Here is a 16,220-nt window from a genome sequence, read left to right on the forward strand (position 1 = left end):
GGGCGGGTTCGTGGGACCGTTGGGTCCCCCGGACCCGCCCGACTGTCGTGTCCGACCGAGGAAAGGGAGCGGGCCGCATGCCCCGCAAGACGAAGGCCGAGGGTCGAGCGCCCCGTCGGGCCCGGGCCGGCTGGCTCAAGGCCGTGATCGCGATCGCGGTGTGCGGCGCCGCGGCGGGCGGCGTGGCCGTCTACCGGACGGTCTCCGACGAGGCCGTCGAACGCCCGGTGACCACCGACGAGGCGGGCCGGCTCGCCCTGTCGCGCCTGAACCTGTACCAGGCGAGCCCGATGGCGGTGACGCTCACGGCCGACGAGGGCGGGGGCGTGAGCATCCGGGTCGACGGGGTCGTCGACTACCGCACCCACCGGGGGGTGGGCCGCTACCGGACCACCGGCGCGAGCGGACCGATGGACCACGGTCTGATCGTCTGGGACACCGGCGGCCTCGGGCTGGCGCCCGACCAGGCCGGAACCGGCAGCACCGGCAGCACCGGCAGTGCGGGCAGCGCGGGCAGCCCCGGTACCGACGCCCCCGCCTGGCAGCAGGCCGAGCACATCCCGCGCCAGGGCTGGTCGCCGCGCACCTACACGGCGGACCCGCTGGACGCCGGACTGAACCTGCTCGTCCAACTCGGCGCGGACCGCCCCGACAACCCGCTGCTGCTCGCCCAGTCCGGCGCCCGCTGGCTGGGCCGGGACCGGATCGACGGCCGGGACTACGACCGCTTCGCCGGTCCGCGCGCCCAGGGCTCCGCGCCCGACGGCGCCCGCTCGCCGCTGACGTACTGGGTGGACGGCGACGGCGGGCTGCGCCGGGTGACGATGCGGATGCCGGGGCTGGGCACCCCGACCACCGTCGAGCTCACCGGACGGCAGGCCGACGCCAAGCTGCCCGAGGCCCCCTGGCTCACCGGCTGACGCGCCGGGCCGCAGGCCCGCAGTCCCACAACCCTGCAATCCCACAAGCCCACAAGCCACAAGCCCGCAGGCCCGGCGGAACACCTCCGCAGGGGGCGATCAGCCGTACGAAAATCGTTGGTGAGCCAGCAATAGCTTCATCATCTTCCGTTCACCCGGACCCGGCTGCCAGCATCGGCGCACCGTCACCGCCCGAGGGAGTAGCCGATGAACCGCCCCCGTTCCCTGCGCTGTCTGGCCGCACTGTCCCTGGTCGTCCTGGCCGCCACCGCCTGCGGGCGCTCCGACCAGGGCGGCTCCCCGGCCGCCGGCGCGGCGCAGGCCGCGCAGAACTCCGGGAAGAGCGCCGCCGAGCTGCTCCCGGCGAAGAACAAGCAGAGCGGCGTGCTCAGAGTGGCCACCTCCGTCGGCTACCCGCCGATGGAGATGTACAAGCCCGGGACGACCGAGCTGACCGGCGTCGACCCGGACCTCGCCGCCGCCGTCGCCGGGCGGCTCGGCCTGAAGCTGGAGCTCGCCAACTCCTCCTTCGACGGCCTGATCCCCGGACTCCAGGCCGGCCGCTACGACCTGGTGATGTCCTCCATGACGGACAGCGCGCAGCGCCGCCAGGCCGTCGACTTCGTCGACTACTTCCGCACCGGCGGCGTGATCATGACGAAGAAGGGCAACCCCGAGGGCATCAAGTCCATCGAGGACCTCTGCGGCAGGAAGGTGGTCCTCGCCAAGGGCAGCTCCAACCTGGAGATCGGCGAGCAGCAGAACGCCAAGTGCGCCGCCAAGATGGCGATCTCGCAGAGCGAGGACGCCCCGACCGGGCTGCTCCAGCTGGACAGCGAGCGGGCCGTGGCCACCATCGTGGACTACCCGGTGGCGCAGATGTTCGTGCAGAACAGCGGCTCCTACGAGGTGCTTCCGGAGCAGTACGGCACGGCGCCCTGGGGCATCGCGGTGGCGAAGAAGGACTCCGGGCTGCGCGACGCGGTGCAGAAGGCGCTCCAGGAGCTGATCGAGAGCGGCGAGTACCGCAAGGTGCTGGACACCTACCAGGTCGGCGGCAGCGCGGTGGAGCGCGCCACCGTCAACGCGGCGCAGTGAGAACGGCGGTACCGACGAGATGAGCACCGACATGAGAGACCCCGCGACGTCCGACGGCCCCGCGACGACCGCCCAGGCCGGCCCCGCGACGACCTCCGGGGGCGCCGCCGACGACGACCTCGCCTTCGAGGTGACCGGCCGGCCCCGCCCGGCCCGCTGGTTCGCCGTCCTGGCGGCCGCCTTCGTCGCCGTCTGGCTCGCCTGGACCGTCATCGTCAACCCCAACCTGCACTGGGACATCGTCGCCAGGTACCAGTTCGACGGCGTGATCCTGGAAGGGCTCTGGGTGACGGTCCAACTCACCCTGATCTCCCAGGTGGTGGGCATCGTCATCGGCGTGGTGGTCGCCGTGATGCAGCTGTCCGACAGCCCGGTGCTGCGGACCACCGCCGGCGCGTACACCTGGTTCTTCCGCGGCACCCCGCTGCTGGTCCAGCTGATCTTCTGGTTCAACCTGGCGCTGCTCTTCCCGGAGATCAGCATCGGCATCCCCTTCGACGGGCCCAAGCTGGTCAGCTGGCAGTCCAACACCCTGATCACCGGCTTCGTGGCGGCGCTGCTCGGCCTGTCGATCAACGAGGGCGCCTACATGTCCGAGATCGTCCGGGCCGGCATCCAGAGCGTCGACCCCGGGCAGCGCGAGGCTGGCGCCTCGCTGGGCATGTCCAACCGGCAGATCCTCACCAGGGTGGTGCTGCCGCAGGCGATGCGGGTGATCATCCCGCCGTTCGGCAACCAGTTCATCTCGATGCTGAAGACCACCTCGCTGGTCTCCGTCATCGCCGGCGCCGACCTGATGACCGTCTCCCAGCACCTCTACCTCGCCAACTTCGAGGTGATCGCGCTGCTGATCGTCGCGTCCATCTGGTACCTGGTGCTCACCACCATCGCGAGCGTCGCCCAGCACGCGGTGGAGCGGAGGTTCAACCCGGCCGGGGCTCCGCCGGCGCTGCACCGCCGGGTGCTGGCCAACCTGCGCCCCGGGCGCGGTGGAGCACGCAAGAGCGTCAAGAAGGGGGAGGGCAAGTGATGATGAGTGCGGACCTGGAGAAGCCGGCCGCCGAGGTGGTCCTGTCGGCTCGGAAGGTGCGCAAGCACTTCGGGGACCTGGAGGTGCTGCGCGGCATCGACCTGGAGGTCAGGTCGGGGGAGGTGCTCTGCGTGATCGGCCCCTCCGGCTCCGGCAAGTCCACCCTGCTGCGCTGCTTCAACCACCTGGAGAAGATCGACGCCGGGCGGATCGAGGTGGACGGCGAGCTGGTCGGCTACGAGCAGCACGGCGCCTCCGGCAGCAGGCTGCGCGAGCGCCGCCCGCGCGACATCCGCCACCAGCGCGAGCGGATCGGCATGGTCTTCCAGCGCTTCCACCTCTTCCCGCACCGCACCGCGCTGCAGAACGTGATGGAGGGCCCGGTCGCGGTCAAGGGCCGCCCGCGGGAGGAGGCCGAGCGGCAGGCCCGCGAGCTGCTCGCCCGGGTCGGCCTGGCCGACCGCGCCGACCACTACCCGGCCCAGCTCTCCGGCGGCCAGCAGCAGCGGGTGGCGATCGCCCGGGCACTGGCCATGGAACCGACCCTGATGCTCTTCGACGAGCCCACCTCCGCGCTCGACCCGGAGCTGGTCGGCGAGGTGCTCGGGGTGATGCGCGACCTCGCCCGCAGCGGTATGACGATGATCGTCGTCACCCACGAGATGGGCTTCGCCCGCGAGGTCGCCGACCGGGTCGTCTTCATGGACCAGGGCGCCGTCGTGGAGGCCGGCAGCCCGGCCGAGGTGTTCACCGCCCCGCGGCACGACCGCACCCGGGCCTTCCTCTCGACGGTGCTCTGATGGGAGCGATGGGACCAGCGATGGCACAGATGGGAGCGGACGTGACCACGACCCCGGTCGACCTGCTGCTGCGCGGCGGCACCCTGGTGGACGGCACCGGGGCGCCCGCCCGTCCGGCCGACCTCGCCGTCGCGGACGGCCGGGTCTCCGTGCTGCCGCCCGGCACCGCGGTGACCGCGGCCGAGACCCTGGACGTCACCGGACGGGTCGTCACCCCCGGCTTCATCGACGTCCACACCCACTCGGACGCGCTCGCGGCCCCCTTCGGCGGCGGCAGCCACACCGACGGCGACGCCCTGGACGAGCTGCGGCTCGCCCCGCTGCTCCAGGGCGTCACCACCGAGGTCAGCGGCAACTGCGGGATCAGCCTGTTTCCCGCGCTGCCCGAGCGGCTGCCCGAACTGGCCGGGCACCTGCGGGTCTCCTTCGGCCTCGGGCCGGTGCTGCCCGCCGAGGACTTCGACGCCTTCGCCGCCGGCCAGCGGCCCGAACTGCGCCGCAACCACATCGCCTCGCTGGTCGGCCACGGCACGCTGCGCGCCGGGGTGATGGGTTTCGAGGACCGCCCGCCCACCGCCGAGGAGCTGGCCGCCATGTGCGAGCTGCTCGACCGGGCGCTGGGCCAGGGCGCGGCCGGGCTCTCCACCGGCCTGATCTACCCGCCCGGCGTCTACGCGGACACCGAGGAGATCGTCGCCCTGGCGAAGGTCGCCGCCCGGCACGGCAAGCCGTACGTCACGCACCTGCGCGACGAGATGTCCCAGGTGGAGAAGGCCCTGGAGGAGGCGCTGGAGATCGCGGTGCGCTCCGGCGCCCCGCTCCAGGTCTCCCACCACAAGACCGCGGGGCGGCACGCCTGGGGTGCCACCCTGCGCACCCTGCCGCGCCTGGAGCAGGCCCGCGCCGACGGCGTGGACGTGCTCTGCGACGTCTACCCGTACACCGCCGGCAGCACCGTGCTGCACGCGATGCTGCCGCCCTGGACCAGCGAGGGCGGGCCGGCCGCGCTGCTGGAGCGGCTGCGCAGCAAGGAGGTGCGGGACCGGATCCGGACGGACATCGCGAACGGCGTCGAGGGCTGGGAGAACACCGTCGGCAACGGCGGCTGGGACCTGATCTCGGTGGCCGCCGCCCCCGCCCGCCGTACGGCCGAGGGCCGCCGGATCGCCGACCTGGCCGCCGAGCGCGGCGCCGACCCGGTGGACTTCGTCTGCGACCTGCTGCTGGAGGCGCAGGGCGAGGTGACCATCATCAGCCACTCGATGCGCGAGGACGACGTCCGCCGGGTGCTGGCCAGCCCGCTGTCGATGATCGGCTCCGACGGCGTGCCCAAACCCGGCCGCCCGCACCCCCGTTGGGCGGGCAGCTTCGCCCGTGTGCTCGGCCACTACGGGCGTGAGCAGGGGCTGCTTCCGCTGGAGCTCGCGGTGCACAAGATGACCGGCCTGCCCGCCGAGCGCTTCCGGCTGGCCGGGCGCGGGGTGGTCCGGGACGGCGCGATCGCGGACCTGGTGGTGCTGGACCCGGCGGCCGTCCTGGACGGCGCGACCTTCGAGCGGCCGCTGCTGCCGCCGGTGGGGGTGGAGACCGTGGTGGTGGCCGGGCGGGTCGCGGTGCGCGGCGGCCGGGCGACCGCGATCCGGGCCGGAGAGGTGGTGCGGGTCCGATGAGCCTCGCCCAGGTGGCGGCCGCCGCGCGAAGCTCGGCGGCGCTCCCGCTGACCCTCGCGGTGGCGGCCGTGGACGTGGACGCCGTCGGCCCGGCCGACGGCGGCGCGGTCGGCGCGGTCGGGGTGGACGACACCGTCGTGCTGCCCGTCGCCAGCGCCTCCAAGCTGCTGCTGCTCGCCGAGGTCGCCCGGCGGCTGGACACCGGGGAGCTGACGGCCGGGAGGCCGGTGGCGATCCTCCCCGAGGACGTCACCGGCGGCACCGGCCTGCTCGGCCGGCTGAGCCGGCCCGGCTGGACGGTGGAGGACCTGGCCTGGCTGACCGCCGCGGTCAGCGACAACACCGCCACCAACGCGCTGCTGCGACTGGTCGGGCTGCCGGCCACCGCCCGGCTGGCGCGCGAGCTCGGGCTGGAGCGGCTCACCCTGCACGACCGGGTGCGCGATGAGCGCGGGCCGGACGTCCCGCCCGTCTTCGCCACCGGCACCGCCCGCGACCTGGCCCGCCTGGTGGCCCTCGCCGTCCGGGGCACCATGGCCACGCCGGCGGCCTCGGCCCGGCTGCTCGGCTGGATGCGCGCCAACACCGACCACGGCCTGGTGCCCGCGCTGATCGACCACGACCCGTACGCCCCGGGCTTCCCCGAGCCGCTGCCCGGCCGCCTGCTGGTCGCCAACAAGACCGGCACGGACACCGGGGTACGGGCCGACGCGGGCGTCGTCGTGGGTGCCCGCCGGGTGGCCTACGCGGTCGTCGCGCACTGGGACGTGGCGCTCGGGCCCAGCACCGAACGGGCCGCCGTGCACGCCATCCGGGACGTCGGCCGCGCCCTCGCGGCCTGGGCCCAGCGGCCGGCCTGAGCCGGCTCCCTGCCGGCCTGATCCCCCGGCCCGGGCCGCCCGGGCCGGGGGATCAGGCCCACCGCATGTCGAGCAGGGACCTGATCTCCCCGGCGGCGGCGCCGAGTTCGGCGAGGAAGTCCCGCAGCACCGGGTTGCGGTTGGTGGCCCGGGTGGCCACCCCGATCCGGCGGTGCAGCTGCGGGTGGTCCAGCCGGCACACGTGCACCCCGGCGCTGTCGGCCAGGCCGAGCGCCGGGATCAGCGCGACGCCCATGCCGGCCCGCGCGAGGTTGATGGTCACCTGGTAGTGGTCGCTGCGGCAGCGCACCCGGGGGCGGAACCCCTCGGCCGCGCAGGCGCGTTCGAGCACCGGCTCGCCGGTGCTGCCGCCGTGGGTGCCGATCCAGCTCTCGCCCTCCAGCTCGGCCAGCCGCACCACCGAGCGCCGTCCGAGCCGGTGCCGCAGCGGCACCACGACCAGCTGCGGTTCCTCGAAGTACATCCGCACGTCCACCGCCGCCTGCCGGCACCACGGGTCCAGCGGGTGCTCGAAGACGACGGCCGCGTCCAGCCGGCCGGCCTCCAGGTCCGGGACCAGCTCGTGCGGCTGGCCCATGATGAGCTCCAGCTCCACCTGGGGGTGCCCGGCGGCGAACGCGGCCAGCGCCCGGGGCAGCAGGTCCAGCCCGGCGGAGGCGAAGAAGCCGATCCGCAGCACGCCGGCCGCGGCCTCGGCGTGCGCCCGCAGGTCGTCCTGGGCGACGGCCATCAGATCGGCGATCGCCTGCGCGTGCTCGGCCAGCCGGACCCCGGCCGGCGTCAGGCGCAGGGACTGCGGAGCCCGTTCCACCAGCGCGACACCCAGCTCCTGCTCCAGGCGGGCGAGCTGGTGCGAGATGGCGGACGGGCTCAGGTGCAGGGCCTGCGCCGCGGCCACGATGGTGCCCCGGCGGGCGATCTCCAGGAGGACGTGCAGTCGGGCGCTGTTCAGCATCGGCCCAGGTTAGAGGGTGTACGCCGGCTGCGCAGCCACCGGTTCGCGGGTGCCGGAGGCGGCGGCCACGTCCAGCCGGAGCAGGTCGTGCTCGGTCTCCCGGCGCACCACCAGGCGGGCCTCGCCGTCGCGGACGAAGACCACGGCGGGCCGCGGCAGCTTGTTGTAGTTGGACGCCATGGCGTAGCCGTACGCGCCGGTCACCGGGGTGGCCAGCAGGTCGCCGACCCGCAGGTCGGCGGGGAGCGCGGCGTCGTCGATGATCACGTCGCCGCTCTCGCAGTGCTTGCCGACCAGCCGGGCGCGGGCCGGGCGGGGTGCCTGGGGGCAGCGGGGCAGGAAGGCCTCGTAGCGGGCGCCGTACAGGGCGGGGCGCAGGTTGTCGCTCATCCCGCCGTCCACGCTGACGTAGGTGCGCACGCCCTCGATCCGCTTGACGGTGCCGACCCGGTACAGGGTCAGCCCGGCCCGGGCGGCGATCGAGCGGCCGGGCTCGACGCCGACCTCGCCGCTCCAGCCGGCGCCGCGCACCGCCGCGCGGACCCGCTCGGCCCAGACGGCGAAGGAGGGGGCGCTCTGCCCGCTCAGGTAGGCCACGCCCAGGCCGCCGCCGACGGTCAGCCGGCGCAGGCCGTGCTCCACCGCGAACCGGGCCACCGCGGCGGCGCCGTCGGCCAGTTCGGCCGGGTCGAGCACCTGGGAGCCGACGTGGGCGTGGACGCCCTCCAGCCGTACCGCGGCGGAGGCCACGGCCCGGCGCACCGCGGCCGCGGCAGCGCCGTCGGCCAGGCCGAAGCCGAACTTGGAGTCGTGGCCGCCGGTCTGGATGGCCTGGTGGGCGCCGGCCGCGACCCCGGGAGCCACCCGCAGCTGGATCCGGGCCGGGGGCAGGCCCTCCTCGTGGTGCAGCCGTTCGATCCGGTCCAGCTCGTCGAAGCTGTCCACCACGATGTGGCGCAGGCCGACGGTCAGCGCGGTGCGCAGCTCGGCCTCGTCCTTGTTGTTGCCGTGCAGCACGATCTGCTCCGGGGTGACTCCGGCGTACAGCGCGGTGCGCAGCTCGCCGCCGGAGGCGACGTCCAGCAGCAGCTCCTCCTCGGCGGCGAGCCGGGCCATCGCGGTGCAGAGGAAGGCCTTGGAGGCGTAGGCGACGTTGCCCCGGCCGAAGGCGGCCACCGCCTCGCGGCAGCGGCGGCGCAGGTGCTCCTCGTCGTAGACGAACAGCGGCGTGCCGTACCGGCGGGCCGCCTCGGCGAGGAGCACGCCGCCGACGGACAGGCCCTCGGGGCGGAACTCGGCGGTGAGCGGCAGCAGGCCCGGATCGACGGGCGGCAGGCCCGGATCGATGGCTGGCAGGGCCTGGTCGACGGGCGGCAGGGCCGGCGGCACAGGGGACACGGGCGACATGGGCGACAAGGCTTCCTCCCGGCAGGCTGTTGGCCCCGCCCATCCTCGGCCCTGCGGGAGGGACTGAGAAAGCGCATTCTTCGGGCCCTGAGCAGTACCGAAACCGATGCTCGGGCTCCGCCGAAGAACCCATCCAGCTGTTGCATCTAAGCTTGCATCTATGGTGCTACGGTGTGCTCCATGGCCGACACCCCGCCCCCCGCCCGCGTACCGGCCGCGGACCGCGCGTACGAACTGACCAAGGACCTCATCCTCGGCGGCGCCCTGCCCGGCGGGACGCTGATCAGCGAGGGCGAGATCGCCGAGCGCGCCTCGCTCAGCCGCACACCCGTCCGGGAGGCCTTCCTGCGGCTGCAGGCCGAGGGGCTGCTCCAGCTCTTCCCCAAGCGCGGAGCCGTCGTGGTGCCGGTCGGCCCCGGTGAGGCCGAGGACGTGCTGGAACTTCGCGAGGCGCTGGAGAGCACCGCCGTGCGCCGGATCACCCGCCGCCCCGACGGCCTCGACGCGCTGGTCCGGCAGCTGTCCGAACTGATCGACCAGCAGCGCGGACCGGCCCGCCGGGCCGACCTCGGCGCCTTCGCCGACGCCGACGAGGCCTTCCACCGGGGCATCGTGACGGCCTCCGGCAACGAGCTCGCCGAACGGTTCTACGGGACGCTGCGCGACCGCCAGCGCCGGATGGCCGTCCAACTGCTCCAGGTGCGGCCGGAACGGCAGGCGGAACGGCTGGCCACGCTGGTCGAGGAGCACACCGTGCTCGTCGAGCGGATCGCGGCCCGTGACGCCGAGGGCTTCACCGCCGCCCTGCGCGCCCACCTGGACGCCCACCGGGCGGTCACCGACCGCTGACCCCCTTCACCGCGCGCCGACGACCGTGCGCGCACACCCCCGACGGACCGCCGGGACCGACCATCCGACAAGGAGCAGCACCACCATGAGCACCACCCGGCCGCCGTCCGCCGGTCCCGTCGCACCGTCCGGCCGGGGGCGGCCGTGGCTGCCCGCGGCCCTGGCCATGCTCTGCTGCGGGTGGGGCGGCAACCAGTTCACCCCGCTGCTGCTGATGTACCGCCACCTCGGCGGCTACTCGGAGGTCACCGTGGACGCCTTCCTGGGGGCGTACGTCCTCGGACTGGTCCCCGGGCTGCTGGTCGGCGGCGCGGCCTCGGACCGCTACGGGCGCCGCCCGCTGATGATCGGCGCGGTGGCCGTCTCGCTCGCCGCCAGCGCGGTGCTGTGCGGCGGTGCCGCCGGTGAACTCCCCATCTACGCCGGGCGGTTCCTCACCGGCATAGCCGTCGGCATCGCGATGGCCGTCGGCACCAGCTGGGTCAAGGAGCTCTCCCAGGCCCCGCACGACCCGGCCGCCGACCCGGGCGCCGGCGCCCGCCGCGCCTCCCTCGCCCTGACCCTCGGCTTCGGCCTCGGCGCCGGGGTGGCCGGGGTGCTCGCCCAGTGGGGCCCCTGGCCGATGGTCACCCCGTACCTCGCCCACCTGCTGGTCACCCTGCCCGCGCTGTTCCTGCTCCCGAGGGCCGTCGAGACCCGGGCCCGTTCGGCGGCCGTCCGCAGCCTCTGGGCGGACCTCAAGGTCCCGGCGGCCGGGCACCGGCGCTTCGTCCGGGTCGTGCTGCCGATGGCCCCGTGGGTGTTCGGCTCGGCAGGCGTCGCGTACGCGGTGACCCCGCAGCTGGTCGGCGACCGGCTCGGCGACTGGTCGCTGGCCTACGCGACCCTGCTGACCGTCCTCACCCTCGGCACCGGCGCCCTCGTCCAGCCCTTCGCCAAGCGCCTGGACTCGCTCTCCTCGGCGCGCGGCGTCATCGTCTCCATGGTGCTGATGGCCTGCGGCATGGCCGTCTGCGCCGGCGACGCGGCGGTCCGCTCCCCGCTGCTCGGCCTGGGCGGCGCGGTCCTGCTCGGCGCCGCGTACGGGATCGGGGTGGTCTCCGGACTGCTGGAGATCCAGCGCATCGTCACCCCGGACGACCTGGCCGGCATCACCGGCGTCTACTACGCGCTCTGCTACTCGGGTTTCCTGCTGCCCGCCGTGCTCGCGGCGCTCTCCTCGATGGCCTCCTACACCGTGATGCTCACCGTGGTGACGGCCCTCGCCCTCGCCAGTCTCGCCGTGATCGTCCTCTCCTCCCGCCGCGCGGCCCCCGCCCCGACCCCGGCGGAAGCCTCCCGCTGACGCCCGGCCGCCGCTCTCCTGCCTCCACGCCCGTTCCCGGGCGGGGAGACAGAATGCGCTGCACGAGGGTGCTGCTGCGGGCATGAACGGTCAGTGTGCGTCCAAGTCCGGTCAGTGGGCGAGGCAGCCACACGAGCCGGGGGAGAATGACATGACGGAAGGAGACGCGCTGTGAGTACGGCACCCCAGGTCCCCGGTGACTACAGCACTGTCAGCGACCCCGAGCGGGCCCTGAAGTACGCGATCCGGCACATCGCGGGCGACCGCACCGAGATCATCGAGGGAGTCATCACCCCCATGTCGCCGTCATGGGCGCACGAGTCCGCCGCCGAGATCGTCCGCCGCCAGCTCGGACCCCGAATGGACCAGCTCGACCTGGTGTCCGGCTCCGGCAACCTCGACCTGCCCGGCAGCGAGAACTGGTACATCCCCGATCTGGCCGTCGTACCGGCCGAACTCGCCCTGAAGACCGAGGGCGCGTTGCTGCCCGATCAGACCCTCCTGGTCGTCGAGGTCAGTTCGCCGTCGAACGCCGAGACCGACCGCGTCGTCAAGCGTCGCCGCTACGGCCAATACGGCGCCCCGCTCTACCTCCTCGTCGACCGGCAGAACCGCAGCTGCACCCTGTACAGCGAGCCGACCCGCCTCGGTTACGCCGCCGAGAGCGGCCCGCATCCCTTCGGCGTGCCCGTTCACCTCCCGGCGCCGTTCGACCTGGACATCGACACCACCCGTCTGTAGGTGCCGCCTAGACCGTGGCGCCGTCCGTCGGGCGGACGTGGGCCGGGAGGCCGTTGGCGAGGTCCTCGACCAGGAGGCGCCAGGCGATGGCGTCGGCGGCGGCGCGCAGGCGGGGGCTGCGGGGGCGGTCGGCGTCGGCGTCGAGGCGGGCGTTGAGCCAGTCGGACCAGGCGTGGGCGAGGGTGCGGACCTCGTGGGTTCCGGCCTCGGTGAGGGAGAGGTGGTCGCCGTCGCGGAGCAGGTAGCCCTCGGCGGCCATCCGGTCGAAGACCGGCTCCAGGACCTCGGGCGGCACCCGCTTGCGGGCGCCGACGAGGTCCAGCGAGGCGTAACCGACGGCCTTGGTGTGGCCGGCCACCTCCATCAGCGCCCAGGCCCCGGCCAGGTCCACCCGGGTGCCGGCGCCGGAGACGATCGTCCGGACGGTGTCGAGGTCCACTCCTCGTACGAGCGTGGACACCGCGTACTCCAGGTGCGGGTCGGAGTCGGCGGTGGTCGGCTGGCCGAAGGCCTCGCCCATGTCGGTGGAGCCCGCCCGGGCGGTGTCGCGCAGCTGCACCTGTTTGAGGAAGAGCGACACCACGAAGCCGATCACGGCCACCGGGATGGTCCACAGGTACACGGTGTGCAAGGCGTCGGAGTAGGCCTGGACGATCGGCGCGGCCTGGTCGGCGGGCAGCTGGTGCAGGCCCTGCGGGCTCTGCGCGGCGTGGGTGAGCGCGGCCGGGTCGGCGCCGGTGAGCCGGGCTGCGGTGGCGATCCCGCCGACGAGTTCGGTCTTCAGGCTGTTGGCGTAGATGGTGCCGAACACCGCCGTGCCGAAGGAGCTGCCGATGGTGCGGAAGAAGGTCACCCCGGAGGTCGCGGTGCCGAGGTCGGCGTAGTCGACGGTGTTCTGCACGGCGATGGTGAGCACCTGCATGCTCAGTCCGATGCCGGCGCCGAGCACGAACATGTAGAGCGAGGCGAGTACGGATCCGGTGCCGGGTTCCAGCCGGGAGAGCAGGTAGAGGCCGAGGGCCATCACCGCCGTGCCGACGATCGGGAACAGCCGGTACTGCCCGGTCTTGCTGACCGCGTTGCCGCTGGCGACCGAGGCGATCAGCAGACCGATCACCATCGGCAGTGTCCGGACGCCGGAGACGGTCGCCGAGTCGCCGTCCACGTACTGGAGGAAGGTCGGCAGGAAGGTCAGCGCGCCGAGCATGGCGAAGCCGACGATGAAGCTGAGCACCGAGCAGACCGTGAACACCGGGTTGCGGAACAGCCGCATCGGCAGCATCGGTTCGACGGCCCGGGTCTCCACCCAGCAGAACAGGCCGAGCGCCAGCGCGCCGCCGACGAACAGGCCGATGATCACCCCGGAGCCCCAGGCGTACTGGTTGCCGCCCCAACTGGTCGCCAGGATCAGCGCGCCGGCGCCGGCCGCGACCAGCACGATGCCCAGGTAATCGACGACCGGGCGGGTCGCCGAGCGGACGGACGGGATGGTCCGGGCGGCGGCGGCGACCACCACGACCGCGAGCGGCACGTTGACGTAGAACGCCCAGCGCCAGGACAGGTGGTCGGTGAACAGCCCGCCCAGCAGCGGCCCGATCACCGTGGCGACGCCGAACACCGCGCCCATCGCGCCCTGGTACTTGCCGCGCTCGCGCAGCGGGATGACGTCCGCGATCAGCGCCATGGAGGTGACCATCAGGCCGCCCGCGCCGAAGCCCTGCACGGCGCGCCAGGTGATCAGCAGGGTCATGGAGGTGGCCAGGCCGCACAGGAACGAGCCGGCGACGAAGACGATGGCGGAGATCTGGAACAGCAGCTTGCGCCCGTACAGGTCGCCGAACTTGCCGGCCAGCACGGTGGCCACCGTCTCGGCCAGCAGGTAGGAGGTCACCACCCAGGACATGTGCGCGGCCCCGCCGAGGTCCGCGACGATGGTGGGCAGCGCGGTGCCGACGATGGTCTGGTCGAGGGCGGCCAGCAGCACGCCCAGCACGATGGTGGCGAAGACGACGTTCCGCTGCCGGACGTCCAGCACCGGAGGGGCGGAGGGCGCGGTCTCGCTGGCGACGGTCATGCCGTCAGCCTCCGGGGCGCGGGCGGCGGTCGCGATCCGGTTCGGCCGTTCGGGTGACAGCGGGTGGAATCCGCCCGGGTGGCGGGCACAGGTGGGCCGGGCGACGATGATCCGAGCCGGGCCGAACGACGATCACCCGTCGACCCAGGACGCCCCATCGACCAGATGCCCCGTCGACCAGGATGTCGACCAGGAAGCCCCGGCCCCCGGGAGGCTCCCATGAACGCCGACCCCCCGCGCCACACCACGAACCCCGAGCAGTCCGGATCCACCGCCGTGGGCGCCCGGGCCGCCGCCCGGCGGTGGCGGGCGCTCACCGTCTGCCTCGTCGCCGGCTTCATGACCCTGCTGGACGTCAGCATCGTCAACGTCGCGCTGCCGACCGTACGGGTCGGGCTGCACATGTCCGAGAGCGGCCTGCAGTGGGTGCTCAGCGGCTACTCGCTGGCCTTCGGCCTGGTGCTGGTGCCCGCCGGGCGGCTCGGCGACGCGCGCAGCCGGCGGGCCGTCTTCCTCGCCGGGCTCGCCCTGTTCACCGTGGCCAGCGCGCTCGCCGGCGCGGCGCAGAGCCAGGAGTGGCTGGTGCTCGCCCGGCTGTTCCAGGGCGCGGCCGGCGGCGTGCTGGTGCCGCAGGTGTCCGGCTTCATCCAGGTGCTGTTCCAGGGCGCTGAGCGCGGCCGGGCCTTCGGCGCCCTCGGCGCGACCATCGGGCTGTCCACCGCCGTCGGACCGCTGCTCGGCGGGCTGCTGATCCACGCCGTCGGCCCGGAGAACGGCTGGCGCTGGGTGTTCCTGGTCAACCTGCCGATCGGCGTCGCCCTGCTGCCGATCGCCTACCGGCTGCTTCCGGAGCCGCCGCCCGCCGACCAGCGGGCCGGGCACCGGGACTTCGACCCGGTCGGCGTGCTGCTGCTCGGCGCCGGGACGGTCTCGCTGCTGCTGCCGTTCGTCCAGGCCCAGCAGTGGCACGGCTGGGTCCGCTGGTTGCTGCTGCCGCTGGCGGCGGTGCTGCTCGCCGTGTTCGTCGGCTGGGAGCTGCACTACGGGCGGCGGCGGGAACCGCTGGTGAGCATGGCGCTGTTCGCGGTGCGGCCGTACGCGGCGGGAACGCTGCTGTCGCTGGTGTACTTCGCCGGGTTCACCGCGGTCTTCTTCATCTTCACGCTCTACCTCCAGGCGGGCCTGCACTACTCGGCGCTGACGGCGGGCCTGGCCGTCACGCCGTTCGCGGTCGGCTCGGGGGTGTCCGCGGCGGTGGGCGGGCGGCTGGTGAGCCGGCTCGGGCGGCGGTTGGTGGTGGCCGGACTGCTGCTGGTGCTGGCCGGGCTGCTGGCCTCGGCGCTGGCGGTGCAGCTGTGGTCGGGGCCCCACGTGGGATGGACGACGGCGCTGCCGCTGCTGGTCGCCGGGGCGGGCAGCGGGCTGGTGATCGCCCCGAACCAGACGCTGACCCTCCAACAGGTGCCGGTGGCCCGGGCTGGCAGCGCGGGCGGGGTGCTGCAGACCGCGCAGCGGGTCGGGTCGGCGGTGGGCATCGCCGTCGTCGGCTCGGTGTTCTTCGCCCGTGCGACCGGGCCCCGCCCGGACTGGGCGCTGGCCTTCCAGCTGGGCGTGACGGTCGCGGCCGGCCTGGTGCTGGCGGCGCTGCTGGTGGCGGTCGCCGACATGGCCTCGGGCCGGGGCAGCTTCCGGGCCGCCGGGCCGAGGGTCGGGGACGGGCCGCGGGTGGGGGACGGGCCGCGCGGCGGAGACGAGCCGTGACGGGCGCCCGGACGGACTTCCTGGCCGCCGCCGCGGCAGCCGAGGAGCTGCTGCGCCGCCCGGAGGTGGCCCGGGCCTGGCGGCGGCCGAGCGCGCTGGCGCAGTGGAGCGTCGGCGGGCTGGCCGGGCACCTGGCCTACCAGGTCCTGTGCGTGCCGGAGGCGTTGGCCGCGCCCGTACCGGCGGAGCCGGTGGTCGGGCTGCTGGACCACTACGCCCGGTCGGCCTGGGTCGGCGCCGCGCTCGACGCGGACGTCAACGTACGGATCCGGCAGGGCAGTGAGGCCTTCGCGGCCGACGGGCCGGCCGTGCTGCACCGCCGGCTCGCCGCCGTACTGCCGGAGCTCGCGGACGCCCTGGCGGCGGCGGACGCCACCCGGCCTGCCCGGCTGCCGTTCTGGGGCCCGTGGGCACTGACCCTCGACGACCTGCTGGCCAGCCGGACGATGGAACTCGCCGTCCACGGCGACGACCTCGCGGTGAGCGTCGCCGTGGACGGACCCGAACTGCCGCCGGAGACCGCCGAGTCGGTGATCGGCCTACTGGCCCGGCTGGCCGTCCGGCGGCACGGCCGGGCGGCCGTGCTGCGGGCGCTCAGTCGGGCCGAGCGGGCACCGGGCAGCATCGCGGCGTTCTGAGCCGCCGTGCTTCGCGCTGTGCCGGGTTTCGCGCTGTGCCGCGTCTCGTGC

The 16,220-nt window shown here is 74.2% G+C and carries 14 protein-coding genes; 11 read left to right on the forward strand and 3 right to left on the reverse strand.

All coding sequences use genetic code 11. The annotated features are described in order from the left end of the window. Positions 1 to 77 precede the first annotated feature (77 nt). The 6 genes from ACWDBB_RS18645 (at position 78) to ACWDBB_RS18670 (ending at position 6,378) form a co-directional block, all read left to right on the forward strand. Positions 78 to 920 carry a hypothetical protein gene (locus ACWDBB_RS18645; RefSeq protein ID WP_449790634.1) on the forward strand — a complete coding sequence of 281 codons (843 nt, stop codon included), beginning with the start codon at positions 78 to 80 and terminating at the stop codon, positions 918 to 920. A 207-nt stretch (positions 921 to 1,127) separates the two neighbouring features. Next, the gene (locus tag ACWDBB_RS18650; RefSeq protein WP_392878083.1) at positions 1,128 to 2,018 is read left to right on the forward strand and encodes an ABC transporter substrate-binding protein; all 891 of its coding nucleotides are present in this window, start codon (positions 1,128 to 1,130) and stop codon (positions 2,016 to 2,018) included. A gap of 31 nt (positions 2,019 to 2,049) precedes the next feature. Beyond that, complete coding sequence (locus ACWDBB_RS18655; protein WP_449790635.1) at positions 2,050 to 3,048, forward strand: amino acid ABC transporter permease; 999 nt, start codon at positions 2,050 to 2,052, stop codon at positions 3,046 to 3,048. Further along, positions 3,048 to 3,848 carry an amino acid ABC transporter ATP-binding protein gene (locus ACWDBB_RS18660; protein WP_449790636.1) on the forward strand — a complete coding sequence of 267 codons (801 nt, stop codon included), beginning with the start codon at positions 3,048 to 3,050 and terminating at the stop codon, positions 3,846 to 3,848. The genes ACWDBB_RS18655 and ACWDBB_RS18660 overlap by 1 nt, the downstream gene beginning before the upstream one ends. Positions 3,849 to 3,889: 41 nt before the next feature. After that, a complete protein-coding gene (locus tag ACWDBB_RS18665; RefSeq protein ID WP_449790637.1) occupies positions 3,890 to 5,518 on the forward strand; it encodes an N-acyl-D-amino-acid deacylase family protein in 1,629 nt (542 codons plus the stop codon). After that, the gene (locus tag ACWDBB_RS18670) at positions 5,515 to 6,378 is read left to right on the forward strand and encodes a serine hydrolase (protein ID WP_449790638.1); all 864 of its coding nucleotides are present in this window, start codon (positions 5,515 to 5,517) and stop codon (positions 6,376 to 6,378) included. The genes ACWDBB_RS18665 and ACWDBB_RS18670 overlap by 4 nt, the downstream gene beginning before the upstream one ends. A 52-nt stretch (positions 6,379 to 6,430) precedes the next feature. On the opposite strand, the gene ACWDBB_RS18675 is transcribed toward ACWDBB_RS18670, so the two are convergent. After that, entirely contained in the window at positions 6,431 to 7,354 is a 924-nt protein-coding gene (locus ACWDBB_RS18675) for a LysR family transcriptional regulator (RefSeq protein ID WP_449790639.1), read from the reverse strand. A 9-nt stretch (positions 7,355 to 7,363) separates the two neighbouring features. Further along, entirely contained in the window at positions 7,364 to 8,752 is a 1,389-nt protein-coding gene (gene lysA / locus ACWDBB_RS18680; protein ID WP_449790640.1) for a diaminopimelate decarboxylase, read from the reverse strand. Positions 8,753 to 8,941: 189 nt separating this feature from the next. On the opposite strand from lysA, the gene ACWDBB_RS18685 reads away from it, so the two are divergent. The 3 genes from ACWDBB_RS18685 to ACWDBB_RS18695 all read left to right on the forward strand — a co-directional run bounded on the left by ACWDBB_RS18685 (position 8,942) and on the right by ACWDBB_RS18695 (position 11,696). Next, positions 8,942 to 9,610: a GntR family transcriptional regulator gene (locus ACWDBB_RS18685; RefSeq protein WP_449790641.1), complete on the forward strand. Its 669-nt coding sequence runs from the start codon at positions 8,942 to 8,944 to the stop codon at positions 9,608 to 9,610. An 85-nt stretch (positions 9,611 to 9,695) separates the two neighbouring features. Beyond that, positions 9,696 to 10,955, forward strand: a complete 1,260-nt coding sequence (locus tag ACWDBB_RS18690) for an MFS transporter (protein ID WP_449790642.1) — start codon at positions 9,696 to 9,698, stop codon at positions 10,953 to 10,955. 171 nt (positions 10,956 to 11,126) lie between these two features. Next, positions 11,127 to 11,696, forward strand: coding sequence for a Uma2 family endonuclease (locus ACWDBB_RS18695; RefSeq protein WP_449790643.1), 570 nt, complete (start codon positions 11,127 to 11,129; stop codon positions 11,694 to 11,696). 7 nt (positions 11,697 to 11,703) lie between these two features. Here the strand turns inward: ACWDBB_RS18695 and ACWDBB_RS18700 are convergent, their stop codons facing one another. After that, positions 11,704 to 13,770, reverse strand: coding sequence for an MDR family MFS transporter (locus ACWDBB_RS18700; protein WP_449790644.1), 2,067 nt, complete (start codon positions 13,768 to 13,770; stop codon positions 11,704 to 11,706). A 219-nt stretch (positions 13,771 to 13,989) separates the two neighbouring features. Between ACWDBB_RS18700 and ACWDBB_RS18705 the strand changes: the two genes are divergently transcribed. Both ACWDBB_RS18705 and ACWDBB_RS18710 read left to right on the forward strand, forming a co-directional pair. Next, a complete protein-coding gene (locus ACWDBB_RS18705) occupies positions 13,990 to 15,531 on the forward strand; it encodes an MFS transporter (protein WP_449790645.1) in 1,542 nt (513 codons plus the stop codon). Next, complete coding sequence (locus ACWDBB_RS18710) at positions 15,528 to 16,169, forward strand: maleylpyruvate isomerase N-terminal domain-containing protein (protein WP_449790646.1); 642 nt, start codon at positions 15,528 to 15,530, stop codon at positions 16,167 to 16,169. The genes ACWDBB_RS18705 and ACWDBB_RS18710 overlap by 4 nt, the downstream gene beginning before the upstream one ends. Positions 16,170 to 16,220: the final 51 nt, after the last annotated feature.

It is taken from the genome of Kitasatospora sp. NPDC001095 (assembly GCF_053598615.1).